This is a genomic window from Streptomyces sp. NPDC051320, from assembly GCF_040682175.1.
GTDB lineage: Bacteria > Actinomycetota > Actinomycetes > Streptomycetales > Streptomycetaceae > Streptomyces.
Genome location: NZ_JBFBAL010000010.1, coordinates 278,113 through 303,043, shown reverse-complemented (window position 1 = coordinate 303,043; position 24,931 = coordinate 278,113). Strand labels below are relative to the sequence as shown.

The 24,931-nt window shown below is 70.2% G+C and carries 26 protein-coding genes; 13 read left to right on the top strand and 13 right to left on the bottom strand.

Going from position 1 to position 24,931, the window contains the following annotated elements; translation table 11 throughout:
- Window positions 1-59 precede the first annotated feature (59 nt).
- Complete coding sequence (locus tag AB0M87_RS23385) at window positions 60-2,600, bottom strand: FHA domain-containing protein (protein WP_365855921.1); 2,541 nt, start codon at window positions 2,598-2,600, stop codon at window positions 60-62.
- 310 nt (window positions 2,601-2,910) lie between these two features.
- Between AB0M87_RS23385 and serB the strand changes: the two genes are divergently transcribed.
- Complete coding sequence (gene serB, locus AB0M87_RS23380; protein ID WP_365855919.1) at window positions 2,911-4,215, top strand: phosphoserine phosphatase SerB; 1,305 nt, start codon at window positions 2,911-2,913, stop codon at window positions 4,213-4,215.
- A 52-nt stretch (window positions 4,216-4,267) separates the two neighbouring features.
- Here the strand turns inward: serB and AB0M87_RS23375 are convergent, their stop codons facing one another.
- From AB0M87_RS23375 to AB0M87_RS23360, 4 genes are all read right to left on the bottom strand, one after another.
- Window positions 4,268-4,819 carry a histidine phosphatase family protein gene (locus AB0M87_RS23375; protein WP_365855917.1) on the bottom strand — a complete coding sequence of 184 codons (552 nt, stop codon included), beginning with the start codon at window positions 4,817-4,819 and terminating at the stop codon, window positions 4,268-4,270.
- Window positions 4,820-4,941: 122 nt separating this feature from the next.
- Window positions 4,942-5,148, bottom strand: coding sequence for a hypothetical protein (locus AB0M87_RS23370; protein ID WP_365855915.1), 207 nt, complete (start codon window positions 5,146-5,148; stop codon window positions 4,942-4,944).
- Window positions 5,149-5,319: 171 nt separating this feature from the next.
- Complete coding sequence (locus AB0M87_RS23365; RefSeq protein WP_365855913.1) at window positions 5,320-5,436, bottom strand: SGM_5486 family transporter-associated protein; 117 nt, start codon at window positions 5,434-5,436, stop codon at window positions 5,320-5,322.
- A 17-nt stretch (window positions 5,437-5,453) separates the two neighbouring features.
- Complete coding sequence (locus AB0M87_RS23360) at window positions 5,454-6,746, bottom strand: MFS transporter (protein ID WP_365855911.1); 1,293 nt, start codon at window positions 6,744-6,746, stop codon at window positions 5,454-5,456.
- A gap of 78 nt (window positions 6,747-6,824) precedes the next feature.
- Here AB0M87_RS23360 and AB0M87_RS23355 point away from each other — a divergent pair, with 78 nt between their 5' ends.
- Complete coding sequence (locus tag AB0M87_RS23355; RefSeq protein WP_365855909.1) at window positions 6,825-7,499, top strand: FadR/GntR family transcriptional regulator; 675 nt, start codon at window positions 6,825-6,827, stop codon at window positions 7,497-7,499.
- Between the two features lie 233 nt (window positions 7,500-7,732).
- Here the strand turns inward: AB0M87_RS23355 and fabI are convergent, their stop codons facing one another.
- Both fabI and fabG read right to left on the bottom strand, forming a co-directional pair.
- Entirely contained in the window at window positions 7,733-8,500 is a 768-nt protein-coding gene (fabI, locus tag AB0M87_RS23350) for an enoyl-ACP reductase FabI (RefSeq protein ID WP_365855907.1), read from the bottom strand.
- Window positions 8,501-8,504: 4 nt separating this feature from the next.
- Window positions 8,505-9,209, bottom strand: a complete 705-nt coding sequence (gene fabG / locus AB0M87_RS23345) for a 3-oxoacyl-[acyl-carrier-protein] reductase (RefSeq protein ID WP_365855905.1) — start codon at window positions 9,207-9,209, stop codon at window positions 8,505-8,507.
- A gap of 215 nt (window positions 9,210-9,424) precedes the next feature.
- Between fabG and AB0M87_RS23340 the strand changes: the two genes are divergently transcribed.
- From AB0M87_RS23340 to tyrS, 4 genes are all read left to right on the top strand, one after another.
- Window positions 9,425-9,898, top strand: a complete 474-nt coding sequence (locus AB0M87_RS23340; protein ID WP_365855903.1) for a nuclear transport factor 2 family protein — start codon at window positions 9,425-9,427, stop codon at window positions 9,896-9,898.
- A gap of 139 nt (window positions 9,899-10,037) precedes the next feature.
- Complete coding sequence (locus AB0M87_RS23335; RefSeq protein ID WP_365855901.1) at window positions 10,038-11,561, top strand: TldD/PmbA family protein; 1,524 nt, start codon at window positions 10,038-10,040, stop codon at window positions 11,559-11,561.
- Window positions 11,558-12,949, top strand: coding sequence for a metallopeptidase TldD-related protein (locus AB0M87_RS23330; RefSeq protein ID WP_365855899.1), 1,392 nt, complete (start codon window positions 11,558-11,560; stop codon window positions 12,947-12,949). Before AB0M87_RS23335 ends, AB0M87_RS23330 begins: the two co-directional genes overlap by 4 nt.
- A gap of 52 nt (window positions 12,950-13,001) precedes the next feature.
- Complete coding sequence (gene tyrS, locus AB0M87_RS23325; RefSeq protein ID WP_365855897.1) at window positions 13,002-14,270, top strand: tyrosine--tRNA ligase; 1,269 nt, start codon at window positions 13,002-13,004, stop codon at window positions 14,268-14,270.
- Window positions 14,271-14,346: 76 nt separating this feature from the next.
- On the opposite strand, the gene AB0M87_RS23320 is transcribed toward tyrS, so the two are convergent.
- Window positions 14,347-14,628 carry a GlsB/YeaQ/YmgE family stress response membrane protein gene (locus AB0M87_RS23320; protein WP_365855895.1) on the bottom strand — a complete coding sequence of 94 codons (282 nt, stop codon included), beginning with the start codon at window positions 14,626-14,628 and terminating at the stop codon, window positions 14,347-14,349.
- 216 nt (window positions 14,629-14,844) lie between these two features.
- Between AB0M87_RS23320 and AB0M87_RS23315 the strand changes: the two genes are divergently transcribed.
- Both AB0M87_RS23315 and AB0M87_RS23310 read left to right on the top strand, forming a co-directional pair.
- A complete protein-coding gene (locus AB0M87_RS23315) occupies window positions 14,845-15,234 on the top strand; it encodes a DUF3099 domain-containing protein (RefSeq protein ID WP_365855893.1) in 390 nt (129 codons plus the stop codon).
- A 216-nt stretch (window positions 15,235-15,450) separates the two neighbouring features.
- Entirely contained in the window at window positions 15,451-15,690 is a 240-nt protein-coding gene (locus AB0M87_RS23310; protein WP_365855891.1) for a hypothetical protein, read from the top strand.
- On the opposite strand, the gene moaA is transcribed toward AB0M87_RS23310, so the two are convergent.
- From moaA to AB0M87_RS23290, 4 genes are all read right to left on the bottom strand, one after another.
- Window positions 15,673-16,662, bottom strand: coding sequence for a GTP 3',8-cyclase MoaA (gene moaA / locus AB0M87_RS23305; protein WP_365855889.1), 990 nt, complete (start codon window positions 16,660-16,662; stop codon window positions 15,673-15,675). The genes AB0M87_RS23310 and moaA overlap by 18 nt on opposite strands.
- Window positions 16,663-16,773: 111 nt before the next feature.
- Window positions 16,774-17,433 carry a lysoplasmalogenase gene (locus AB0M87_RS23300; protein WP_365855887.1) on the bottom strand — a complete coding sequence of 220 codons (660 nt, stop codon included), beginning with the start codon at window positions 17,431-17,433 and terminating at the stop codon, window positions 16,774-16,776.
- Complete coding sequence (locus AB0M87_RS23295) at window positions 17,430-18,317, bottom strand: sterol desaturase family protein (protein ID WP_365855885.1); 888 nt, start codon at window positions 18,315-18,317, stop codon at window positions 17,430-17,432. Before AB0M87_RS23295 ends, AB0M87_RS23300 begins: the two co-directional genes overlap by 4 nt.
- Window positions 18,318-18,458: 141 nt before the next feature.
- Window positions 18,459-19,184, bottom strand: coding sequence for a VIT family protein (locus AB0M87_RS23290; protein WP_365855883.1), 726 nt, complete (start codon window positions 19,182-19,184; stop codon window positions 18,459-18,461).
- Between the two features lie 85 nt (window positions 19,185-19,269).
- Between AB0M87_RS23290 and AB0M87_RS23285 the strand changes: the two genes are divergently transcribed.
- The 5 genes from AB0M87_RS23285 (at window position 19,270) to AB0M87_RS23265 (ending at window position 24,020) form a co-directional block, all read left to right on the top strand.
- Window positions 19,270-20,253 carry a DEDDh family exonuclease gene (locus tag AB0M87_RS23285; RefSeq protein WP_365855881.1) on the top strand — a complete coding sequence of 328 codons (984 nt, stop codon included), beginning with the start codon at window positions 19,270-19,272 and terminating at the stop codon, window positions 20,251-20,253.
- A 64-nt stretch (window positions 20,254-20,317) separates the two neighbouring features.
- Window positions 20,318-20,554: a hypothetical protein gene (locus AB0M87_RS23280; RefSeq protein WP_365855879.1), complete on the top strand. Its 237-nt coding sequence runs from the start codon at window positions 20,318-20,320 to the stop codon at window positions 20,552-20,554.
- A 72-nt stretch (window positions 20,555-20,626) separates the two neighbouring features.
- The gene (locus AB0M87_RS23275; RefSeq protein WP_365855877.1) at window positions 20,627-21,415 is read left to right on the top strand and encodes an SURF1 family protein; all 789 of its coding nucleotides are present in this window, start codon (window positions 20,627-20,629) and stop codon (window positions 21,413-21,415) included.
- 45 nt (window positions 21,416-21,460) lie between these two features.
- Window positions 21,461-23,260, top strand: coding sequence for a glycoside hydrolase family 15 protein (locus AB0M87_RS23270; RefSeq protein ID WP_365855875.1), 1,800 nt, complete (start codon window positions 21,461-21,463; stop codon window positions 23,258-23,260).
- A gap of 4 nt (window positions 23,261-23,264) precedes the next feature.
- Entirely contained in the window at window positions 23,265-24,020 is a 756-nt protein-coding gene (locus AB0M87_RS23265; RefSeq protein ID WP_365855873.1) for an SDR family oxidoreductase, read from the top strand.
- 138 nt (window positions 24,021-24,158) lie between these two features.
- Here the strand turns inward: AB0M87_RS23265 and AB0M87_RS23260 are convergent, their stop codons facing one another.
- Window positions 24,159-24,878, bottom strand: coding sequence for a hypothetical protein (locus AB0M87_RS23260; RefSeq protein WP_365855871.1), 720 nt, complete (start codon window positions 24,876-24,878; stop codon window positions 24,159-24,161).
- Window positions 24,879-24,931: the final 53 nt, after the last annotated feature.

Sequence of the window (24,931 nt, the reverse complement as noted above, 5' to 3'; positions counted from 1 at the left end):
GGAGGGGGGGCCCCCCAACGGGGTGCCGCCCTCCGGCGTTCGCGCCACATGCGCCCGTGCTACTTGCGCATGACCTCCGGCTCGTGCCGGCGCAGCAACCGGGCCACCACGATCCCGCAGACCACACCCATCGCCAGCAGGATGCCCATGTCCAGCACCCAGGTGCCGAGAGTGTGCTCCCAGAGCGGGTCGGTGTTGGTGGGGTCCTTCTTGTCGGGCAAAAGGACGTTCAGCGACGCGGTGGTGCCGGCCGCCGCGACCGCCCAGCGGGACGGCATCAGATAGGAGAACTGGTTGACCCCCACGGCGCCGTTCAGCGTGAAGAGGCAGCCGGTGAACACGACCTGGATGATCGCGAACATGACCAGCAGCGGCATGGTCTTCTCGGCGGTCTTCACCAGGGCGGAGATGATCAGGCCGATCATCATCGAGGTGAAGCCGAGCGCCATGATCGGCAGCGTCAGCTCGATGCGGGTGGAGCTCGAGAAGATCAGGCCATCGGCGGGCGCCTTCTTCAGTCCGAAGCCGATGCCGCCGATGATGGCGCCCTGCACCACGGTGATCAGGCCGAGCACGATCACCTTGGACATCAGGTACGCGGAACGCGACAGGCCGGTCGCCCGTTCACGTTCGTAGATCACCCGTTCCTTGATCAGCTCTCGTACGGAGTTCGCGGCGCCGGCGAAACAGGCGCCGACCGAGAGGATCAGCAGCACCGTGGCGCCGTCGCCGTTACTGCGGTGACCGGCCGGTGGGCCGAAGCCGAGCCCGTAGTCGGCCGGGATGAGCGCGCCGACCGCGCCGAGCACCGCGGGCAGCAGCACCGTCAGGGCCATGAATCCCCGGTCGGAGACGATCACCGACACGTAGCGGCGGATCAGGGTGAACAGCTGGGAGCCCCAGCCCTGGGGCTTCGGCGGCTTCATCGCCTGGACCGGCGGCATCTGGACGGACTGCACCGCCACGGCGTCGATGTCCGCGGCGTACATCTGATAGTGCTGCGAGCCGCGCCAGCGTCCCGCCCAGTCGTAGTCGCGGTAGTTCTCGAAGGCGGAGAAGACGTCCGCCCAGCTGCTGTAGCCGAAGAAGTTGAGTGCCTCCTCCGGCGGCCCGAAGTAGGCGACCGCCCCGCTCGGCGCCATCACCAGGAGCTTGTCGCAGATGGCGAGCTCGGCGACCGAGTGGGTGACGACGAGGACCGTACGGCCGTCATCGGCCAGTCCGCGCAGCAGCTGCATGACATCGCGGTCCATGCCCGGGTCGAGGCCGGAGGTCGGCTCGTCCAGGAAGATCAGCGACGGCTTGGTCAGCAACTCCAGGGCGACCGAGACGCGCTTGCGCTGACCGCCGGAGAGGGAGGTGACCTTCTTCTCCTTGTGGATGTCCAGTTTGAGCTCGCGCAGCACCTCGTCGATGCGGGACTCGCGCTCGGCCTCGGTGGTGTCGGCGGGGAAGCGGAGCTTGGCCGCGTACTTCAGCGCCTTACGGACCGTGAGTTCCTTGTGCAGGATGTCGTCCTGCGGGACCAGGCCGATGCGCTGGCGCAGCTCGGCGAACTGCTTGTACAGATTCCGGTTGTCGTAGAGGACGTCACCCCGGTTGGCGGGCCGGTAGCCGGTGAGCGCCTTGAGCAAGGTGGACTTGCCGGAGCCGGACGGGCCGATGACCGCGATGAGGGACTTCTCCGGCACGCCGAAGGAGACGTCCTTGAGGATGTCCTTGCCCCCGTCGACCGTCACCGTGAGGTGCCGGGCGGAGAAGGAGACCTCACCGGTGTCGACGAACTCCTCGAGCCGGTCGCCGACGAGGCGGAAGGTCGAGTGGCCGACGCCGACGATGTCGTTGGGGCCGATCAGCGCCGTGCCGGACTTGGCCATCGGCTGGCCGTTGATGTACGTGCCGTTGTGCGATCCGAGGTCGTGGATCTCGAAGCGGCCATCGGGCGTGGCGACGAATTCGGCGTGGTTACGGGAGACCTGGAGGTCGGAGACGACCAGCTCGTTCTCCAGCGCACGGCCGATGCGCATCACCCGGCCGAGCGCCAGCTGATGGAACGTGGTCGGGCTGCGGTCCCCGTACACCGGCGGGGCCCCCGCGGCGCCGCCGGCCCCATGAGCCGGGCCGCCCTGCTGCGGAACCTGAGCCTGGTGCGGTTGTTGAGCCTGCCGGCCCTGCTGGTCCTGGGCTGCCTGCAGCGGCTGAGCCGGGGCCTGCGCGAACGCCGCCTGCCCCCGGTCCGCCTGCGCGGCGGACGGCTGGGCCTGCGCGGCCGCCCGTCCGGCTGCGGCAGCACCCGCCACCTGCGCCCCGGCACCCGAGAAGGTCAGTCCGGGGCCGTCCGTCGCGTTGCCCAGCCGCACGTCGGAGCCGGGGCCGATCTCCGTCCGCTGGATGCGCTGCCCCTGCACAAAGGTGCCGTTGGTGGAGCCGTGGTCCTCAATGACCCAACTACGGCCCTCCCAGCTGATCGTTGCGTGCCGCCAGGACACTCTGGCGTCGTCGATCGCCAGGTCGCCCTGCGGATCACGCCCCACGGTGTACGACCTGGACGGGTCGAGCGTCCAGGCGCTGCCATTCAATTCCAGTACGAGTTCCGGCACTCCAGCCCCACTTATTGTCCCCCGAGGTCCCCCCATCACAGGGAGTCCAGGGATGGCGAACATCGTGGGGAACTATTTCAGGCCGAGCGACGTATCCGGAACCCGGGCCGGGTGACGACCGCGTACCAAAGGGCCGCGGCCGCCCTTGGGCAGGTACCAAAAGCTACCGGACCGGTGGAAGGAACCACGAGTGCGTACTGACCCTGAGTAACCATCGCAACTCGGCTTGAAACCGGCTGCCGGGGACCCTGTCCGGTCCGCGGGACAGAGGGTGGTACCGCGACCGCCGCCCTATACGGTGGGGATCACCATGAGCGCATCGCAGCCCCCGAAGTCGCAGCCACCCACGTCGCAGCCCGCCCCGTCGCAGCCGGCAGAGTCGCAGCCGGCAGAGTCGCGGTCCGCGGAACGTGACGACTTCCCCACCCTTCTCGTGAAGATCTTCGGGAAGGACCGGCCCGGAATCACGGCCGGGCTCTTCGACACGCTGGCCGCCTACGCCGTCGATGTGATCGACATCGAACAGGTCGTCACCCGTGGCCGTATCGTCCTGTGTGCCCTGGTCACCGCCCCGGGCCCCAGCGGCCCCGGCCAGGGTGAACTGCGGGCGACCGTGCACAGCTGGGCCGATTCGCTCAAGCTGGAGGCCGAGATCATCTCCGGCACCGGCGACAACCGGCCCCGGGGCAGCGGTCGTTCGCATGTGACCGTGCTCGGGAAGCCGCTCACCGCCGAGTCGACGGCCGCCATAGCGGCCAGCATCACCGCCACCGGCGGCAATATCGACCGGGTGTTCCGGCTGGCGAAGTATCCGGTGACCGCGGTGGAATTCGCGGTGTCCGGTGTGGAGACCGAACCGCTGCGCACCGCACTCGCGATCGAGGCGTCGGCGCTCGGCGTGGATGTCGCCGTGATCTCCGCCGGGCTGCACCGCCGGGCGCAGCGGCTCGTCGTGATGGATGTCGATTCGACCGTCATCCAGGACGAGGTGATCGAGCTCTTCGCCGCACACGCGGGATGCGAGCAGGAGGTCGCCGAGGTCACCGCCCGGGCGATGCGCGGCGAGCTGGACTTCGAGCAGTCGCTGCACGCGCGGGTCGCCCTGCTGGCGGGGCTCGACGCGTCGGTCGTGGACAAGGTGCGGGCCGAGGTGCGGCTGACGCCCGGCGCCCGCACCCTGATCCGTACGCTCAAGCGGCTCGGCTACCAAGTGGGCGTGGTGTCCGGCGGGTTCACCCAGGTCACCGATGACCTGCAGGATCGCCTCGGTCTCGACTTCGCCTCCGCCAACACGCTGGAGATCGTCGACGGGAAGCTCACCGGCCGGGTCGTCGGCGAGATCGTGGACCGGGCCGGCAAGGCGCGGCTGCTGCGCCGCTTCGCCGAGGAGGCGGGTGTACCGCTCGCGCAGACCGTCGCGATCGGCGACGGTGCCAACGATCTGGACATGCTGAACACGGCCGGGCTCGGCGTCGCGTTCAACGCCAAGCCGGTGGTCCGCAAGGCAGCCGATACGGCGGTGAACGTGCCGTTCCTGGACACCGTGCTGTATCTGCTGGGCATCACCCGCGAAGAGGTCGAGGCGGCGGACGGCCTGATCGACGACGAGGCGTAACGCGCACGACGAGGAACGACCGCCCGGCCCCGGCCACGCCGGGGCCAGGAGGCTACGCGTGCGGGGCCCAGAAGTCGGTGAGCGTGCCGACGCCGTGCTCTACGGACTTCCACGACCCGGGGAAGTCGATGACGGCGACCGCCGCGGTCGGGAAGCCGGCACGGTTCATCCGGGCCAGCGCATCGCCCTGCGCGCGGCCCGCCAGCGCGTCGGCTGCGGCGTGCATGCCGGGGTTGTGCCCGATGACGAGGAGGTGGCGCACCTCGTCCGGGGTCTCGTTCAGCAGTGCGAGGATGTCGCCCAGCGAGGCTTCGTACAGCCGCTCCTCGTAGACCGTCCTGGGGCGGTGCGGCAGCTCCTGTACTGCCAGCTTCCAGGTCTCCCGCGTTCTGGTCGCGCTCGAACAGAGGGCCAGGTCGAAGGAGAGATCGTGGGAGCCCAGCCAGACCCCTGCCGCGGGGGCGTCCAGGCGGCCCCGCTCGGCGAGCGGCCTGTCGTGGTCGGACACCTCGGGCCAGTCGGCCTTGGCGTGCCGGAGAAGGACGATCCTGCGGGACTCGGAGGTTCCGGGGGCTGTTCCCCCGGAAGACACAGCGGCGCTCATGCATTCCAGCTTCGCACGGATCGGGCCATCGGGCGCAGGGAGTTGGAGGGGTCCCCCAGCACGGGTGAATGCGAGCGCGGGCGTATGCCGGCCCGGCGAATATGCCAGGGGAGGGGGCGACGCTACAGGGACAAGCTCTGCTGGATGCGCTGCAGGACGTGCGCGACGGCAGGGTCGCCCGCCGCCGCGTGCGCCTGGCCCGGCGCGCTGATGAGCAGCAGCAGGGCGGCGAAGGCGATGGCCGGAAGCGCGACCGCCCACCACGGCAGCCGCACCTCCACACCACCCCGGGTGCGGGGGTGGGAGCTGGTGTACGTACGGGCCGCCATGGCTGCCTCCGTCAAGCTCGTGGTCGCTGATGCACCTCGAACCTACGGAATACGGAGGGCCGGTCCCATCCGGTGATCCACCCACTTCACCCTGACCCTGGCCCCCTAGGGGACGGTGGGGTCAGCCCCACCCCGCCGCATCGGGAACCGGGACGCCGCCCGGCGGGCGTCTCAGGGCGAGATGATCGAGGCGATGACGGCGACGATCGCCATGGTGGCGAACATCGCGGTCAGCACGAGCAGGAACTTCTTCTGGCCATTGGGGGGATGTGGTTCGAGCACTGGCATGGGGTCAGTCTCGCATCTCAGGATTCGTCCTCGATCGTCCGGTCCCGGCCGGCGAGGATCCCGACCGCGATCTGCGGCAGCATCAGGCCTCCCATCAGCGCGATCGGCAGTCCCCAGCCGCCGCTGTGCTGGTACAGAACGCCCACCAGCAACGGTCCGGGGATGGAGATCAGATAGCCGGTGGACTGTGCGAAGGCGGAGAGCCTGACCACTCCGGCGCCGCTCCGCGACCGCATGCCGATCATGGTGAGGGCCAGCGGGAAGGAACAGTTGGACACACCGAGCAGCAGCGCCCAGAGCCAGGCACCGCCGGCCGGGGCCAGATAGAGCCCGGCGTATCCCGCGAGCCCGCAGACGCCGAGTGCGAGGGCTATCGGGCCCTGGTGCCGCATGCGAGCGGCCAGCCTGGCAATGACGAAGGAGAGCGGTACGCCCATCACCATGGTCACGGCGAGCAGCAGACCTGCCGTGCCGGCCGGGACCCCGGCGTCCCGGAAGATCTGCGGCATCCAGCCCATGGTGATGTACGCGCCGGTGGCCTGGAGACCGAAGAAGCAGGCGAGCGACCAGGCGGTGCGGCTGCGGATGATCCGCGGTACGGGCGTCTCCTCGCGGGGCCCGTCCCCGGCGGCTTCCCCCGGCCCTTCACCGGCTTCGTCCGCGGCTGCGGCGCTCCGGTCCTTGACCAGCGCGATCCAGGGCAGCACGGCCACGGCCGCCGGCACGGCCCACACCCCGAGCCCCACCCGCCAGCTGCCGCCGAGCCCGTGCGTCAGCGGCACGGTCACGGCTGCGGCCAGGGCGGTTCCCAGGGCGAGCGCCATGGAGTAGAGCCCGGTCATGGTGCCGACCCGGTCGGGGAAGTACCGCTTGACGATCACCGGCATCAGCACATTGCTGACGGCGATACCCATCAGTGCGAGGGCGCTGGCGGCGAGGAAGCCGACCGTTCCCCCCGCGAAGGGACGGATGACCAGCCCGGCGGTGATGGCGGCCATACCCGCGCAGACGATCGCGCCGGGGCCGAACCTGCGCGCCAGCCGCGGGGCCGTCACGCCGAAGACGGCGAAACACAGCGGCGGTACGGAGGTGAGGACACCGGCGACGCTGCCGCTCATGCCGAGGCTGTCCCGTACTTCTTCGAGCAGCGCGCCGAGGCTGGCGATGGCGGGGCGCAGGTTCACGGCGGCGAGGACGATGGCGACCATCACCAGTTTGACGGTCCAGGCCGCGGGGCGCGGGGTGGTGGAATCCACCGGGGTGCGCGGCTCGGCGGCGCGGCTCAGGATCTTCGTCTCGTCGTCGGACATAGGACCATCATAGAATCATGGGATGATTGGTTGTCCAATCCCGCCCGTCCACCGGCCCTAGCCCGAACGAGGAACACCATGGCGCTGACCTCTCCCCGGCGTTCCGCACTCGCCGACCAGGTGATCACCGAGTTGCGGAACCAGATCACCTCCGGCGAGTGGCCGGTGGGATCGCGCATCCCGACCGAGCCGGAACTGGTGGAACAGCTGGGAGTGGCCCGCAACACCGTCCGGGAGGCGGTGCGCGCGCTGGCCCACAACGGACTGCTCGACATCCGGCAGGGCTCGGGCACGTATGTCATCGCCACCAGCGAGCTGGCCGGTGTGATGCACCGCCGCTTCGCTTCGGCCGACCCCCGGCACATCGCGGAGCTGCGCTCCACGCTCGAGTCCTCGGCGGCCCGGCTGGCCGCCGAGCGGCGGACGGAGCGGGACATGAAGCAGCTGACCGCGCTGCTCGCCCATCGCGAGCGGACCTGGGAGATGGGCGACGCGGAGGCCTTCGTCGCCGCCGACGCCACGCTGCACCTGGCCATCGTCAACGCCTCGCACAATGACGTGCTGACCGAGCTCTACGCCGACCTGGGCGATCTGCTGCGCGACTGGCTGCGCGACGACGTGGGCCGGGAGCTGCGGCCCGAGGGGTACATGGACCACAGCCGGCTGATCGAGGCGATCCGGGCCGGCGACGCGGACACGGCGGCCGTGGAGGCCGCCAGTCACGCCTTCAACTGCCTCGGCGACCGGGTCTGAGAGCACCGGCCGCCCCGGCGGTTCACGCGACGCGCTGCGGCGCTTTTCCGCGTCGGCGTCCCACCGGTCGGCGCTCGGTGTGCGGCGACTCCCGGCCCGCCGGGACGTACAAATGTTGCCACACAGAGGTACGAGTGGTGCCACATACCGGCGTCTCCGCCGGTCCCGCAACGCGACCGTGCGCCCGCCTCAGGGAGACGGGCGCACGGTCGCACTACGGAACAACGGGAAGCTCAGGCACCCATCATGTGCACGCCACCATCGACGTGGATGATCTCGCCGGTGGTCTTCGGGAAGAAGTCCGAGAGCAGCGCGACGATACCCCGGCCGGCCGGCTCCGGGTCGGTCATGTCCCACTTGAGCGGGGAGCGGGTGTTCCAGACGTCCGCGAGTTCACCGAAGCCGGGGATGGACTTGGCGGCCATGGAGCGGAGCGGTCCGGCCGAGATGAGGTTGCAGCGGATGTCGTCGGTGCCCAGGTCGCGGGCGAGGTAGCGCGACGTCGCCTCGAGGGCGGCCTTCGCCGGCCCCATCCAGTCGTACTGCGGCCACGCGTACTGCGCGTCGAAAGTGAGACCGACGATCGAGCCGCCGGCGCCCATCAGGGGGCGGCAGGCCATGGCGAGCGACTTCAGTGAGAACGCCGAGACGTGCATCGCCGTGGAGACCGACTCGAAGGGGGTGTTGAGGAAGTTGCCGCCGAGTGCGTCCTGCGGCGCGAAGCCGATGGAGTGCACCACGCCGTCGAGCGAGCCGAGTTCGTCGCGGACCAGCCCGGCGAGCCGGTCCAGGTGCTCGGCGTTGGTCACGTCCAGCTCGAGGACCTTGGCCGGCTTGGGCAGCTTCTTGGCGATGCGCTCGGTGAGCGTCGGCCGCGGGAAGGCCGTCAGAATGACCTCCGCACCCTGCTCCTGGGCCACCTTGGCGGCGTGGAAGGCGATGGAGGACTCCATCAGCACACCCGTGATGAGGATGCGCTTGCCGTCGAGAATTCCGCTCATGTGATCAGTGACCCATGCCCAATCCGCCGTCAACGGGGATGACGGCTCCAGTGATGTACGACGCGTCGTCGGAGGCGAGGAAGCGCACCGCGGCGGCGATCTCCTCCGGCTTCGCATACCGGCCGAGCGGCACCTGCGAGACGATGCCCGCGCGCTGCTCGTCGGTGAGCACCTTGGTCATGTCGGTGTCGACGAAACCGGGTGCGACGACGTTGAAGGTGATGTTGCGCGAGCCCAGTTCGCGGGCGAGTGAGCGCGCGAACCCGACCAGGCCCGCCTTGGACGCGGCGTAGTTCGCCTGCCCCGCCGAGCCGAGCAGACCGACCACCGACGAGATGAGGACGACCCGGCCCTTCTTGGCACGCAGCATGGCACGGTTGGCGCGCTTGACGACGCGGAAGGTTCCGGTGAGGTTGGTGTCGATGACGGCGGTGAAGTCCTCCTCGGACATCCGCATCAGCAACTGGTCCTTGGTGACACCGGCGTTGGCCACCAGCACCTCCACCGGACCGTGCCTCTCCTCGATCTCCTTGTAGGCCTGCTCCACCTGCTCCGTGTCAGTGATGTCGCACTTGACGGCCAGGAAGCCCTCCGGCGGCTCTCCGGAGCGGTACGTGATCGCGACCTTGTCGCCTGCGTCGGCGAACACGCGGGCGATGGCGAGGCCGATCCCCCGGTTTCCTCCGGTGACGAGAACCGAGCGGCTCAACGGATCACCCTTTCCTTGGCTGGTCTGGTACACCGAAAACCTATCGGTACCGGCCGCGGCAGGAGGAATCGGCCCCTGACAGTGGCTCCGGCGAGGCACTGTCGGGTTCCTACAGTTGACCGTGGCGTGGCCTCGGTCCGGCCTTCCTCGTTGAGGCGCCAGGGGGAGGCGAAAAGCGGTCGTGATGTCTGCTGCCGTGCTGGTAGTAAGTGGGAATGGTTACGGAAGCCCTTGATGACATGGACCGTCTGATCGCCGAGCGGGCCTGCGAGCGCCTGATCATCGAGTTCGTCCGCGAGCTCGACCTGGGGGACCCGGGCGAGGTGGCTGAGCTGTTCACGGCTGACGGCGTCTGGGAGTGGGCTGAGGGCGACCGCAGGATCCAGGGCCGTGACGCACTTCGGACCTACTTCGGTTCGCGGCCTGCCGACCGGCTCTCCCGCCGGGTCTGCACGAACGTCCTGGTGACCCTCACCTCCGCGTCGACAGCGACGGCGACCACCTACTTCACGACCTACCGTGTCGATGGTCATACCGCCGGCATGGTGCCTCCGCGGATCCCCGTCCAGGTGGGGCAGTACGAGGACAGTTTCCGCAAGGTCGACGGCCGGTGGCTGCTCGGCACGCGCTCCACGTTTCTTGCTTTCGGCGGACCGACCGAGCGCCTTGGGCCGGCTGACAAGTCGTGACGCTGCCGGCCGAGCAGCGCACCGCTGCCGGCCGGACGAGCGCCAGGGGCCGCGACCCGGCGCAGCGGGTCCGGGCCGCTGCAGAACCGGCCCGGCGCGTGGTTCACTCCGAAACACGTCAAGAGAAGGGGAGCCCTTCGTGGCCCATGAGGTAGATCAGTCGTTCCTGGCGCTGCCGCTGCGCGCCCTCGCCGACGCGGCACTCGCGCGGGCCCGGGCGCTGGGCGCCGAGCATGCCGACTTCCGGCTCGAGCGGGTCCGCAGTGCGACCTGGCGGCTGCGGGACGCCAAACCGGCCGGGTCGTCGGACACCACGGATCTCGGCTACGCGGTGCGGGTGGTGCACGGCGGTAGTTGGGGGTTCGCGTCCGGCGTCGGTCTGTCGATGGACGCGGCCGCGCGGGTCGCCGGGCAGGCGGTGGCGATGGCGAAGCTGTCTGCCCGGGTGATCAGCGCCGCCGGCTCCGATGAGAGGGTGGAGCTGGCGGACGAACCGGTGCACGCGGACCGGACGTGGGTCTCGGCGTACGAGGTCGACCCCTTCTCCGTACCGGCGGAGGAGAAGACCGAACTGCTGGCCGAATGGTCTTCGCGGCTGCTGCGGGCGGACGGGGTCGCGCATGCGGACGCCTCGCTGATGACGGTGCTGGAGAACAAGTTCTACGCGGACACCGCCGGAACGGTGACGACCCAGCAGCGGGTCAGACTGCACCCGCAGCTCACCGCGGTGGCCGTGGACGCGGCCACCGGCGAGTTCGACTCGATGCGGACGCTCGCGCCGCCGGTCGGGCGGGGCTGGGAGTACCTGCGGGGCACCGGATGGGACTGGGACTCCGAACTGGAGCGGATTCCGTCGCTGCTCGCCGAGAAGATGCGCGCGCCGAGCGCGGAGGCGGGGACGTACGACCTGGTGGTCGACCCGTCCAACCTGTGGCTGACCATTCACGAGTCGATCGGGCACGCCACCGAGCTGGACCGGGCGCTGGGTTACGAGGCGGCGTACGCCGGTACCTCCTTCGCCACCTTCGACCAGCTCGGCAAGCTCGCGTACGGCTCCCCGGTGATGAACGTGACGGGTGACCGCACCGCCGAGCACGGCCTCGCGACCATCGGGTTCGACGACGAGGGGGTCGCAGCGCAGTCCTGGGATCTGGTCAGGGACGGCACGCTGGTCGGTTACCAACTGGACCGGCGGATCGCGAAGCTGACCGGTCTCGGCCGGTCCAACGGGTGCGCGTACGCGGACTCGCCGGGTCATGTACCGGTCCAGCGGATGGCGAACGTGTCGCTGCAGCCGGATCCGGGCGGCCTTTCGACCGAGGGGCTGATCGGGGGCGTCGAGCGAGGGATCTACGTGGTGGGCGACCGGTCGTGGTCCATCGATATGCAGCGCTACAACTTCCAGTTCACCGGCCAGCGTTTCTACCGGATCGAGAACGGCGAACTCGCCGGGCAGCTGCGGGATGTCGCCTACCAGGCGACCACCACGGAGTTCTGGGGCTCGATGGAGAAGGTCGGCGGCCCGCAGACCTACGTCCTCGGCGGGGCGTTCAACTGCGGCAAGGCCCAGCCGGGCCAGGTCGCCGCCGTCTCGCACGGGTGTCCTTCCGCCCTCTTCCGGGGCGTCAACATCTTGAACACCACGCAGGAGGCGGGCCGATGAGCCGCACCACGAAGCCGCACGAGATCGTCGAGCGAGCTCTCGCGCTGTCCACCGCCGACGGCTGCGTGGTCATCGCCGACGAGGAGTCCAGCGCCAACCTCCGCTGGGCGGGCAACGCACTCACCACCAACGGCGTGACGCGGGGCAGGACGCTGACGGTCATCGCGACCGTCGACGGCAAGGAGGGCACCGCGTCCGGAGTAGTCTCCCGCTCCGCGGTCACCGCCGATGATCTCGAGCCGCTGGTCCGTGCCGCGGAGGCCGCGGCCCGTGGTGGATCCGCCGCCGAGGACGCCCAGCCCCTGGTCGCAGGGGTCCCCGCGTCACCCGACTTCACCGACGCCCCCGGCGAGACGACGTCGGCCGTGTTCGCCGATTTCGCGCCCGCACTCGGCGAATCCTTCGCCCGTGCCCGCGCCGGTGGACGAGAGCTCTACGGCTTCGCCCACCACGAACTGACCTGCAGCTACCTCGGTACATCCACGGGCCTGCGGCTGCGCCACGACCAGCCCAACGGCACGCTCGAAGTGAACGCCAAGTCGCCCGACCGGACCCGCTCCGCCTGGGCGGGACGCACCACCCGCGATTTCAAGGACGTCGACCCGGCCGCGCTGGACGCCGATCTCGCGCGGCGGCTGGCCTGGGCGGAGCGCCGCGTGGAGCTGCCGGCCGGCCGGTACGAGACGCTGCTGCCCCCGACGGCGGTGGCCGATCTGCTGATCTACCAGCTGTGGTCGTCGGCCGCCAGGGACGCCGCCGAAGGCCGTACGGTCTTCTCCCGGGCCGGCGGGGGCACCCGGGTCGGCGACAGGCTGTCGCCGCTGCCGCTGACGCTGCGCAGCGATCCGGCCGAGCCCGGTCTGGAGTCGGCGCCGTTCGTCCTGGCGCACGCCTCGGGGGACGACGCCTCGGTCTTCGACAACGGGCTGCCGCTGTCCCGTACCGACTGGATCCGCGAGGGGCGCCTGGCCCATCTGGTGACCACCCGGCACAGTGCGGGCCTGACCGGTCTTCCGGTGGCGCCCGCGATCAGCAATCTGATCCTGGAGGGCGGTGGTGAGCGCTCGCTGGAGGAGATGGTGGCCGCCACCGAGCGCGGGCTGCTGCTGACCTGTCTCTGGTACATCCGCGAGGTCGATCCGGCGACGCTGCTGCTGACCGGCCTGACCCGGGACGGCGTTTATCTGGTGGAGAACGGTGAGGTCGTCGGTGAGGTGAACAATTTCCGCTTCAACGAGTCCCCGGTGGACCTGCTGTCCCGGGCCACCGAGGCCGGCCGTACCGAGCAGACCCTGCCGCGTGAGTGGGGCGACTGGTTCACCAGGGCCGCGATGCCCGCACTGCGCATCCCGGATTTCAATATGAGTTCGGTCAGCCGGGGCGTATAACCTCTCAGACGTAGTTCCCGTGACACCGAAGGCCGAAGGAGACGCGAGACCCGTGACGGACATCGTCGACGAACTGAAGTGGCGAGGGCTGATCGCCGTCTCCACTGACGAGGACGCATTGCGCAAGGCGTTCGCGGACGGTCCCGTCACGTTCTATTGCGGATTCGACCCGACCGCGGCGAGTCTGCACCTCGGCAGTCTGGTGCAGATCCTCACCATGCGCCGGATCCAGCAGGCGGGGAACCGGCCGCTGGGCCTGGTCGGTGGCGCGACCGGCCTGATCGGTGACCCGAAGCCCAACGCGGAGCGCACCCTGAACGCTCCGGAGGTCGTGGCGCTGTGGGTGGAGCGGCTCCGCGGGCAGATCGAGCGCTACCTGGACTTCGACGGGCCGTACGCGGCGACGATGGTGAACAACCTGGACTGGACGTCGGGGCTGTCGGCCATCGACTTCCTGCGCGACATCGGCAAGCACTTCCGGGTCAACAAGATGATCGCCAAGGAGGCCGTCTCGCGGCGGCTCAACTCCGACGCGGGCATCAATTACACCGAGTTCAGCTACCAGATCCTCCAGGGCATGGACTTCCTGGAGCTGAACCGGCGGTACGGCTGCACGCTGCAGACCGGCGGCAGCGACCAGTGGGGCAATCTGACGGCCGGTTCCGATCTGATCCACCGGATCGACCCGGAGACGGTGGTGCACGCGCTGGCCACTCCGCTGATCACCAAGGCCGACGGCACGAAGTTCGGCAAGACGGAGTCCGGCACGATCTGGCTGGACGCCGAGCTGACGACGCCGTACGCCTTCTACCAGTTCTGGCTGAACGCCGACGACCGCGATGTCGCCCAGTTCCTGAGGATCTTCAGCTTCAAGAGCCGGGTGGAGATCGAGGAGCTGGAACGGCTCACCGAGGAGCGCCCGCAGGCCCGCGCCGCCCAGCGGTCACTTGCCGAGGAGCTCACCACGCTGGTGCACGGCGCCGATCAGTGCGCGGCGGTCGTCGCCGCGTCGAAGGCGCTCTTCGGCCAGGGCGAGCTGGCGGAGCTCGACGAGGCGACGCTGGGCGCCGCCCTCTCGGAGCTGCCGCACGCCAAGGTCGACGGCCTGCTGCCGGTCGTGGATCTGCTCGCCGAGGTCGGCCTGGTGCCGAGCAAGTCCGCGGCACGCAGGGCCGTGAAGGAGGGCGGGGCGTACGTCAACAACACGAAGGTGGCGGGCGAGGATGCCGTGCCCGCGGCGGAGGACCTGCTGCACGGGCGCTGGCTGGTGCTGCGCCGGGGCAAGAAGAACCTGGCCGCGGTCGAGGTCGTGGGCGGCTAGTCGGGAAGTCACGCAAGGCAGGGGGCGCGCGGCGAAAGCCGGCGCCCCCTGCCTGTGCGCTCCAACAATCTGCGCCTCAACGGGTCTGACTGCGGCCTCTGCCCCTGATCGAAGCCCAGAGCTGGTCTCCGATGGCGACGATGACCACGGCACCGGCCACCTGGAGCAGGTGCCTGATCCAGTCGATGCCCCGCGTGTGGTTGACGCCCAGTCCGGTGGCCGCCCAGTTGCCCAGGATGCCGCCCAGGATCCCGAACACCACGGTCAGCCACAGCGGGATCTTCTGCTTGCCGGGAATGATCGCTTTCGCGATCAGGCCGAGCACCAGTCCCACGATGATGGCCCACAACCAGTTCACGTCGCCTCCTCGTGCGGCTCCGGCATGCGCATGTGCGCCCCAGTTTCGGCCTGCCCGGCACCGTGCGCATGTCGGGCGGCACCATCCGGCGGAAGCGGTGCCGCCATCCGGTCCCGTTCGCCTGCGCCCCGGCCTCGTGTACGGGGGAGCCGCGGCGTACCGTGGAAACCATCCGGTCCGGGGACGCCGGACACAGGAAACGGGTGGTGATACGTGATGCGGAAGCGGAGCAACGCGGAGGTCTTCCGGATCACGGGGGCCCGTCAGGGGCTCGAGGAGGACATCCGGGGCCGTCAGCGGCGCTACGTGGTGTCCATGTCGATCAGGACCGTCGCCGTCCTGCTGGCCGTGATCCTGTGGAACATCGAACGACCTGTCGCGATCGCGGCGCTGGTGCTGGGGGCCGTTCTTCCCTACGTCGCCGTGGTGATCGCGAATGCCGGACGGGAGAACACCCCGCCCATGCCGTCGACTCTCATCCCGCCACCGGTCCGGCCGGCGCTCGGCGAGGACCAGGCGGGAGCCCGTGGCAAGGGCGCGTCGGCGGAACCGGACGAGGAAGCCACCGCCACGGAGGGTGAGCACCAGGCCTCGGGTCGCGGCTGAGACCACAGGGCTGCAAAGCTCAAGAAAAGCTCAGATCAATCGTGAAGTTCCGGTGCCGAAGGCGCTGTGGCCCGTGACATACTTCGTAGGCGCTCCGCATCCCCCGTCGGAGTGACTGGACCGACGCCGGGCAGCTCCCCCCGTGGCTGCTCGGCGTCGCCATGTGCGCGGACGGCCAGGTCTGTGACCGGCCATGCGTTGGCCTAGGGTTGACACGTGAACTCCCCTGAGACCGCTGGTCCCGCACCCGTCTGTTCGGCCAAGAGCTGCCGCACCGACGCCGTCTGGGTGCTGGCGTGGAACAACCCGAAGGTGCACACCCCGGAGCGCCGCAAGACGTGGCTCGCCTGTGAGGAACACCGGGAGTACCTCGCCGAGTTCCTGGGCCTAAGGGCGTTCCTGAAGGACGTGGTGCCGCTCGCGGAGTGGGAGCGGGACTCAGCCTCCGATGGCTGACATGGGGCGGTCGGGCTGCAGGAAGGTGGGATCGTCCAGGCCGGACCCGGCCTTCTTGCCCCACATCGCCAGCTTCCAGCGGGTGGCGATCTCCTCGTCCGGTGCCCCGGAGCGCAGGGCGCCACGCAGGTCCGACTCCTCGCGGGCGAACAGACAGGTCCGCACCTGACCGTCCGCGGTGATCCGGGTGCGGTCGCAGGCCGCACAGAACGGACGGGTCACCGAGGCGATGACGCCGACCCGGTGCGGGCCGCCGTCGACGAGCCAGCGTTCGGCCGGCGCGGATCCGCGCTCGCCGGCGCCCTCGTCGGTGAGGGTGAAGCGAGTGCGCAGCGACTGTAGGATGTCACCCGCAGTGATCATGCTGTCGCGCTTCCAGCCGTGCTGGGCGTCCAGCGGCATCTGCTCGATGAAGCGCAGTTCATAGTCGTTCCGCACGGCCCAGGCGAGCAGTTCGGGAGCCTCGTCCTCGTTGAGCCCGGGCATCAGTACGGTGTTGACCTTCACGGGGGTGAGCCCGGCGTCCCTGGCCGCCTCCAGCCCCTCCAGCACGTCACGGTGCCGGTCACGGCGGGTGAGCGTCTTGAACACGTCGGAGCGCAGGGTGTCGAGTGAGACATTGACCCGGTCCAGGCCCGCGGCCTTCAGCGCCTGCGCGGTGCGCTTGAGGCCTATCCCATTGGTGGTCACCGACATCCGGGGGCGTGGCTCCAGGGCGGCGCACCGCTCGACGATGCCGACCAGGCCGGGGCGCAGCAGGGGCTCTCCCCCGGTGAATCGCACTTCGGTGATGCCCAGGTCGGTCACGGCGATACGAATCAGCCGGACGATCTCGTCGTCACTGAGCAGATCCGGTTTGGCCAGCCACTGCAGTCCTTCTTCCGGCATGCAGTACGTGCACCGGAGATTGCAGCGGTCGGTCAGCGAAACGCGCAGGTCAGTGGCCACTCGGCCATAGGTGTCAATGAGCACTGTGGGCCCCCTCCCCGACTGGAAGACTGTATGCACCCGAGCCTACGCGACACGTGTGACAACAGCAGGGGCCGATTGCCACGAGGTGCGCGGGGACCGCCTCGTAGGGATCTACGACGTGACCGGGGTCCTGGCCCGCAGGATCCCGTCTGTCAGCAGGTACTGGGCGAGCAGATAGGTGGCCATGATCCAGAAGTCGGGGTGCGGCAGCTGCGGCCACCCGGCGACACCGGTGGCGATCAGGGTGTCGGAGACCAGGAAGAGCGCCCCGCCGATCCCCGCGCGGGGGAGCCCGCCCGCCCGGTAGGCCATCGCCGTGAGCAGCAGCGAATAGCCCGCCACCGGGACGCGCAGGCCGGGGGGCAGGCCCGGCCACAACGCGGCGACCGCGGCGACAAGCACCAGGAGGTACCCGGCGCCGAACAGCGGACGGGGCCGTGCTCGGCGGAAGAGCGCCAGGTAGCAGACGTGTCCCGCGGCGAAGCAGGCCATCCCGGCGAGGAACGCCGGATCGGCGCCGGAGAGCAGTAGTGTGTCGCCGCCCCAGCCGAGGAGCAGCGCGGCGATCAGCAGCCGGGGAGCACCGCGGGTGTACGCGTGGGCCGCGAGGAGCGGCATCAGCAGGGGCTTGGCCACCACGTGCAGCGAGTGCGGACCGGCAAGGAGCGCACCGAGGTCGGTGAGGGCCGCCAGTCCGAAGGCGAGAAGCAGCGGCCGGGAGGCGGGAAGCAGCGGCCGGGCGACCCGCGCGCAGCCGTCCGGCAGGGTCACGCGAGGTGTTCCGCTGCGGTTTCCCGGCCCGCGGCCTGGAGGGGAACCGGCGGCGGGACCGGCTGCCAGCCCGGTCCGCGGAAGACCCGCCCCGCGCGCTCCCGCCAGCTGTGGGCGGCTCGTACGTCCCGGGCGATCGCCGCGTACTCGTGGGTCGCGACGCGCAGCGGGTTGTAGGTTTCGATGTTCTTGGTCAGCCCGAAGACCGGCCGCTCCGTCTCGCCGGTGAAGGACCGGAAGATCCGGTCCCAGACGATCAGGATTCCGCCGAAGTTGCGGTCCAGGTAGCCGCCTTGGGACGCGTGGTGCACCCGGTGGTGGGAGGGCGTGTTGAGCAGGTACTCGAAGGGCCGGGGCAGCCTGTCGATCCGCTCGGTGTGCACCCAGAACTGGTAGACGAGGTTGGCCGACGAGCAGAAGGCGAGTGCGGCCGGATGCACGCCGAGGGCGATCAGCGGGAGGTAGAAGGGCCAGACCGTCAGTGTGGTCCACGGCTGGCGCAGCGCGGTCGTGAGGTTGAACTTGCGGCTGGAGTGGTGGACCACGTGGCAGGCCCAGAGGATCCGGATGACGTGGTGGCCCCGGTGCGACCAGTAGTAGAAGAAGTCCTGTCCCAGCAGCATCAGCGGCACCGTCCACCACAGCACCGGGATGCGCAGGGGGGTCAGTTCGTACACCGCGGTGTAGATCGCGACGATCGGGATCTTCCAGAAGAAGTCGAAGACCAGGCTGCCGAGGCCCATGCCGATGCTGGTCGCCGCGTCCTTCGTCTCGTAGCCGGCGGCGTCCTCGTCGGGATGGAACCGGTAGCTCACCATCTCCACGACGGTGAGCAGGACGAACGCCGGTATGGACCACAGCACTACATCGGGCAGGTTCGGCATGCCAGCACGGTAAGGGTCAGGGGTTGGCTACCGCTAGACGTTGTTACCCACAAGTATGCGAGACATCGTGTCAGCAGCCTTTGGCGGGTCCCCCAACGGCGGCGGCCCGAGTCGGCGCCGTGGGCGCCGGACTCGGACGCGTCAGGCACCCACGGCGCCGAGCAGCGCGCCGGCCGCATAGGTCACTGCCATCGCCAGGGCGCCGCCGATCACGTTCCGCCACACCGCGACGGCGGCCGGCGCGAAGCCGAGACGGGCGCTCCCCCAGCCGGTCAGTGCCAGGGCGACCAGGACCGAGACGACCGTGACGTACAGCCGGACCGAGGGCGGTGGCAGCACGATCGCCAGCAACGGCAGCAGCGCACCGACCGTGAAGGCGAAGAAGCTCGCGCCGGCCGCATGCCAGGGATCGGTGAGGTCGTCGGGGTCGATGCCCAGTTCCACCTCGGCATGCGCGCGCAGCGCGTCGCGCGCGGTGAGCTGCTCGGCGGCCTCGGCCGCCAGCTCCCTGGTGAGGCCCTTGCCCTCCAACAGCACGGTGAGTTCCTCGAGTTCGGCCTGCGGCTCCTCGCGCAGCTCGCGTCTCTCGGTGGCCAGGGCCGCCTTCTCCGAGTCCCGCTGGGTCGACACCGAGACGTACTCGCCCGCCGCCATCGACATGGATCCCGCCAGCAGTCCGGCGAGGCCGGCGGTGAGCAGTGCGGAGCGCGAGCCGGTGGCGCCCGCGACACCGACGACCAGGCCGGCGGTCGAGACGATGCCGTCATTGGCGCCGAGCACCGCGGCCCGCAGCCAGTTGAGGCGTGCCCCGAGGCCGCCCCGGTGGGGTTCGTGGTGCGTGTCGAGGTGCGCCGGCTCTTCAGTCACTACGGGAGGGTCTCACCTCGGGCACCGCGGACGGGCGTCCATCGCACCGCGGTTCATGTGCTGTCAGTCGCTGCCCGTATTCTCTGTGACCATGCTCGACGACCGCCAGACAGCAGCGACACCGTGGCCGGCCGCATACCCGCAGGGGTACGCGGTCGTCGATGTGGAGACGACCGGGCTCGCCCGTGACGACCGGATAATCTCCGCTGCCGTGTACCGGCTGGACATCCGGGGGAACGTCGAGGACCACTGGTACACGCTCGTCAATCCGGAACGGGACCCGGGGCCCGTCTGGATCCATGGCCTGACCAGCGATGTCCTGGAGGGCGCTCCGCTCTTCCCGGAGATCGCGGCCGAGTTCGCCCGCAGGCTCGACGGGCGGGTGCTGGTCGCGCACAACGCGATCTTCGACTGGCAGATGATCGCCAGGGAGTACGCCCGCGCCCGGAGCACCGCACCGGTCCGCCAGCGGTTGTGCACCATCGCGCTCTCCAAGGAGCTGGCGCTTCCGCTGCCGAACCACAAACTGGAGTCGCTCGCCGCGCACTTCGGTGTCGTACAGCAGCGCGCGCATCACGCCCTGGACGACGCGCGGGTGCTCGCGGAGGCGTTCCGGCCGAGTCTGCACGCCGCGGCGCGGGACGGGGTGCGGCTGCCGCTGCTGGAGTGTCTGCCGCTCACCGAGTGGTCGGACGCACCGGCGACGCCACGGGTCGGCTACCAGGCGTCGTACCGGCAGAGCGGCTGGCGTGCCTCCCGGAAGCGGCCGGCCTGTCCGTATCCGAACCCGGGGCGGTACGAGCCGGGCCGGCCGTTGCTGCGGGGCATGCGGGTGGCCTTCTCGGGCGACACCTCGGTGGACCGCGAACTGCTGGAGGACCGCGCGGTCGAGGCCGGGCTCCATGTGGCGACCAGCCTCTCCCGGCTGACCAGCCTGCTCGTCACCAACGACCCCGATTCGGCGACCTCCAAGACCCTCAAGGCCAAGTCCTTCGGCACGCCCGTCATCGACGAGGCCGCGTTCACCCAGCTGCTCCGCGATGTCGCGGCCGTCCCGGCAGACGGGTGATTGACCGGCGACGCGCCCGCCCCCCGCTCGCCCACCACCGTGTCATGCGTCCACTCTGTGACGCATGGCACGGTGCGAAGTATGCGGTAACGACTACGACCTGGCGTTCTACGTGGAGACGCAGGACGGCTCCCGGCACGTCTTCGATTCGTTTTCCTGTGCGATCCACCGGATGGCGCCGATCTGCGAACACTGCCGGGTGCAGATCATCGGCCCCGGCGTCGAGGCCGGCGGCCACTGGTACTGCGGCGCGCACTGCGCCCGCGCGGAAGGGCGGGTCGGCGTCGTCGACCGGGTGTGACCGGCCAGACGAACGCCGACACGGTGTGACCCCGCGTCCGACGGCCATTTCATGCCAGGTACCGTCAAAGGCGTGTACCGCTTCCTGCTGACCCGGCAATGGGTGATCCTCACCCTGATCTCACTCGTCCTGATGCCGACGATGGTCAAGCTGGGCTTCTGGCAGTTGCACCGCCATCAGCACAAGGTCGCGCAGAACGCGTTGATCGCCAGGAATCTCGAGGCCGAGCCGGTCCCGGTCGACACGCTCACCTCACCGGGACACACGGTCCCGCACGCGCAGTACTGGCGTCAGGTGACCGCCACCGGCACCTTCGACACCGCGGACCAGGTCGTCGTGCGGCGCAGGACCTCCGCCGACGGCACGGTCGGCTACCACGTCCTCACCCCCTTCGTCCTGGACAACGGCAAGGTGGTGCTGGTCAACCGCGGCTGGATCCCCGACAACGGCAGTCAGATCACGCTGCCCAGGATCCCGGCGGCGCCCAAGGGCCGGCTGACGGTGACCGGGCGGCTGATGGCCGATCAGACGACGGCGGACAGCGGGATCAAGGACGTACGCGGGCTGCCGGCGCACCAGGTGATGCTGATCAACAGCGCCCAGCAGGCGAAGTCGCTGGGCAAGCCGGTGCTCGGCGGCTACATCGAACAGACCGCGCCCAAGCCCAAGGGCGATACTCCGGAACTGATCCCGACGCCCGAGCACACCGACATCGGCCCCCACATGGCGTACGCGGTCCAGTGGTGGCTGTTCACCGCCGGGGTGCCCATCGGCTGGGTCGTTCTGGTGCGCCGGGAGAAGCGCGAACGCACCACGGGCGGGTCGAGGACGACGTCGGAGCCGACGACGGTGGCCGCTTAGCCGTTCGGTCTTTAACTCGTTCCACTCCCGGGAAGGCGCCACAGCGTGACTCAACGTATCGAGGACTACGCCCTCATCGGCGATCTGCAGAGCGCGGCGCTGGTCGCCAGGAACGGCTCCATCGACTGGCTGTGCCTGCCCCGCTTCGACTCTCCTGCCTGCTTCGCCGCGCTGCTCGGGGACGAGGAGAACGGCCACTGGCGCCTCGCGCCCGAAGGGGCCGGCAACTGCACCAGCCGGCGGTATGTGGGCGAGTCACTGGTGTTGGAATCGGTCTGGGAAACACCGACCGGCACGGTCAAAATCACCGACTTCATGCCGCAGCGCGACACCGCGCCCGACATCATGCGCATGGTGGAGGGTGTCTCCGGCGAGGTGGCCATGGCAGGCACCCTGCGGCTGCGCTTCGACTACGGCTCGGTGGTGCCGTGGATGCGCCGCACGGACGGTCACCGCATCGCCGTGGCCGGCCCCGACTCGGTATGGCTGCGCAGCGAACCGCAGGTGAAGACGTGGGGCCAGGAGTTCTCCACCCGCTCCTCCTTCACGGTAGCGGCGGGCGAGAAGGTGGCGTTCGTGCTCACCTGGCACCCGTCGCACGAACCGCGGCCCAAGCTGATAGATCCGCACGAGGCGCTGGAGAATTCGCTGGCCGACTGGCACGAGTGGTCGGTGCGCTGCCGGTACGACGGGCCGCACCGGGAGGCCGTGGTCCGCTCGCTGATCACCCTCAAGGCGCTCACCTTCGCCCCGACCGGCGGCATCGTCGCCGCCCCGACCACGTCCCTCCCGGAGGAGATCGGCGGCGTACGCAACTGGGACTACCGGTTCTGCTGGCTGCGCGACTCCACCCTCACCCTCGGAGCGCTCCTCGCCTGCGGCTATCTCGAGGAGGCGTCGGACTGGCGGGACTGGCTGCTGCGCGCGGTGGCCGGCAACCCCAGTGACCTGCAGATCATGTACGGGTTGTCGGGTGAACGCCGGTTGCCCGAGACCGAGCTGGACTGGCTGCGCGGCCACGAGGGCTCCGCCCCGGTGCGCACCGGCAACGGGGCCGTCGATCAACTGCAACTCGATGTGTACGGCGAGGTGATCGACTCGCTGCACCTGGCGCGCACCTCGGGCCTTTCGGGCAAGCCGCACGCCTGGAGCCTGCAGCTGAGCATGCTCGGCTTCCTGGAATCCCGCTGGCGGGAACCGGACGAGGGGCTCTGGGAGATCCGCGGCCCCCGCCGCCACTTCGTGCACTCCAAGGTGATGGCCTGGGTCGCCGCGGACCGGGCGGTGCGCACCCTGGAGAGCGAGCCGACGCTGCACGGGGACGTGGAGCGCTGGCGCCGGATGCGCGACGAGGTGCACCGGGAGGTGTGCGAGAAGGGGTACGACCCGGTGCGCAACACCTTCACCCAGTCGTACGGCTCCCAGGAGCTCGACGCCGCGACGCTGCTCATCCCCCAGGTCGGTTTTCTGCCGCCGGACGACCCGCGGGTCGTCGGAACGGTGGACGCGGTACGGAACGAGCTCAGCCACGACGGACTGGTGCGCCGGTACAGCACCGAGGGCGCCGCGATCGACGGGTTGCCCGGCGGCGAGGGCACCTTCCTGGTCTGCTCGTTCTGGCTGGCCGACTCGTTGCGGATGACCGGCCGGGTCGAGGAGGCCGAGGCTCTCTTCGGCAAGCTGCTGGACCTCCGTAACGACGTGGGGCTGCTCGCCGAGGAGTACGACCCGGTGGCCGGGCGGCAGCTCGGGAACTTCCCGCAGGCCTTCAGCCACATCGGTCTGGTGAACACCGCGCTGGCCCTGGCCCGGGCGACGGAGCCGCAGCCGGAGCAGGCAGGATAGAGCCATGGATCTTGGACTGAAGGACCGCGTCTACATCGTCACCGGAGCCACCAGGGGGCTCGGCCTCGCCGCCGCGCGGGAGCTGGCGTCCGACGGCGCGAAGGTCGTCGTCACCGGACGCGACACGAAGGGCGCGGAGGCTGCGGCCGCCGCCCTCGGCCCTAACGCGCTGGGTGTCGCCGCCGACAACGCGGACCCCGGGTCCGCCGCGCGGCTGACCGCCACCGCGCTCGAGCACTTCGGGCGTCTCGACGGCATCCTCATCAGCGTCGGCGGGCCGGCCGCGGGCTCGGCGGACACCACCACCGACGAACAGTGGCGGACCGCGTTCGAATCGGTCTTCCTCGGCGCGGTGCGGCTGGCCCGCACGGCGGCGGCAGAGCTCGCCGACGGCGGCGTCATCGGATTCGTGCTCTCCGGCTCGGTCCATGAACCGATCCCCGGCCTGACGATCTCGAACGGGCTGCGCCCCGGCCTGGCCGGCTTCGCGAAGTCGCTGGCCAACGAGCTGGCGCCGCGCGGTATCCGGGTGGTCGGCCTGCTCCCCGGCCGTATCGACACCGACCGGGTACGGGAGCTGGACGCGCTCGGCGGCGACCCGGAGGCGGCGCGGGCGCGGAGCGCGGCCCGGGTGCCACTGGGGCGTTACGGCGCGCCGGACGAGTTCGGCAGGGTCGCCGCGTTTCTGCTGTCCCCCGCGGCGTCGTATGTCACGGGCGTGATGCTGCCGGTCGACGGCGGGTTCCGGCACGGCTTCTGAGCTGCCCGGCACGGCTTCTGAGAGCTGCCGGTACGGCTCTGAGCTGCCCGGCACGGCTTCTGGGCTGCCGGTACGGCTCTGAGCTGCCCGGCACGCTCTGAGCTGTCCGCAACGGCTGCCGGGCCGAGCGGCGACGGGTCAGGGCAACTCGACCTCGGTGACCAGCACCCCCACCTTCGGCGCCCCCACCGTCGGTGCCCCCGCCGTCACCGCGGCGACGGCCCGTCGCACCGCCGACGCCACATCGACCGGCCGATACCCGGGGGCCACCGCCAGCTCGATCTGCACGTGGCCATCGGTGACCTGGACGGGTGATCCCAGTACTCCGGTCAGCCGGGCGACCCCGGGCACCGCGACCGCCGCATTCGCCGCGGGTCCCCGCGCCACCGTGTGCCCCCGCTGTGCGGCGGCCGGGCCGTCGGGCACGATCGGGACCCGGCGCGGCGGCGGTGCGTCGAGCAGCCCGGTCACCCGTACGTCCACCGCGGTGACCGCCAGACCCAGCCGTTCGACGCAGGCAGCGAGGAGCACGTCACGCCACCGGTCCACCAGAGCGGGCAGGGGTTCCGCGGCGGCGATGACATCGACCTCCGCGTCGATCCGCAGGGGTCCCGGCGGCAGCGCGCCCGGGGGGGCCGGAATGGCAGGCCCCGCCTCCGGCCCGGGCCCGGCGGCGGCGATCCTCAGCTGCCCGAAGCAGAGCCCGCCGACTTCGTCCGCCACCCGCAGCAGCACCGCGGCCGCCGCTCGCTCGGCGATCCACGCACCGTCCGCCACGCCGCCGAGCGGCAACAGGCGGCCGAGGCCGATGCGACTGCGTACCGTCTGTGTCCATCCGTCGTTCGCTTCACCCGTCACCTCACCCACCTTGCCGTATCCCCGGCGCGGAACGCGGCATGCGCACTTATCGT

What these genes read in the sequence shown, in the direction of transcription:
- serB (WP_365855919.1), top strand. Translation starts at nt 2,911, where the DNA reads ATGAGCGCATCGCAGCCCCCGAAGTCGCAGCCACCCACGTCGCAGCCC.
- AB0M87_RS23375 (WP_365855917.1), bottom strand. Translation starts at nt 4,819, where the DNA reads ATGAGCGCCGCTGTGTCTTCCGGGGGAACAGCCCCCGGAACCTCCGAG.
- AB0M87_RS23370 (WP_365855915.1), bottom strand. Translation starts at nt 5,148, where the DNA reads ATGGCGGCCCGTACGTACACCAGCTCCCACCCCCGCACCCGGGGTGGT.
- AB0M87_RS23365 (WP_365855913.1), bottom strand. Translation starts at nt 5,436, where the DNA reads ATGCCAGTGCTCGAACCACATCCCCCCAATGGCCAGAAGAAGTTCCTG.
- AB0M87_RS23360 (WP_365855911.1), bottom strand. Translation starts at nt 6,746, where the DNA reads ATGTCCGACGACGAGACGAAGATCCTGAGCCGCGCCGCCGAGCCGCGC.
- AB0M87_RS23355 (WP_365855909.1), top strand. Translation starts at nt 6,825, where the DNA reads ATGGCGCTGACCTCTCCCCGGCGTTCCGCACTCGCCGACCAGGTGATC.
- fabI (WP_365855907.1), bottom strand. Translation starts at nt 8,500, where the DNA reads ATGAGCGGAATTCTCGACGGCAAGCGCATCCTCATCACGGGTGTGCTG.
- AB0M87_RS23340 (WP_365855903.1), top strand. Translation starts at nt 9,425, where the DNA reads ATGGTTACGGAAGCCCTTGATGACATGGACCGTCTGATCGCCGAGCGG.
- AB0M87_RS23330 (WP_365855899.1), top strand. Translation starts at nt 11,558, where the DNA reads ATGAGCCGCACCACGAAGCCGCACGAGATCGTCGAGCGAGCTCTCGCG.
- AB0M87_RS23315 (WP_365855893.1), top strand. Translation starts at nt 14,845, where the DNA reads ATGCGGAAGCGGAGCAACGCGGAGGTCTTCCGGATCACGGGGGCCCGT.
- AB0M87_RS23295 (WP_365855885.1), bottom strand. Translation starts at nt 18,317, where the DNA reads ATGCCGAACCTGCCCGATGTAGTGCTGTGGTCCATACCGGCGTTCGTC.
- AB0M87_RS23280 (WP_365855879.1), top strand. Translation starts at nt 20,318, where the DNA reads ATGGCACGGTGCGAAGTATGCGGTAACGACTACGACCTGGCGTTCTAC.
- AB0M87_RS23265 (WP_365855873.1), top strand. Translation starts at nt 23,265, where the DNA reads ATGGATCTTGGACTGAAGGACCGCGTCTACATCGTCACCGGAGCCACC.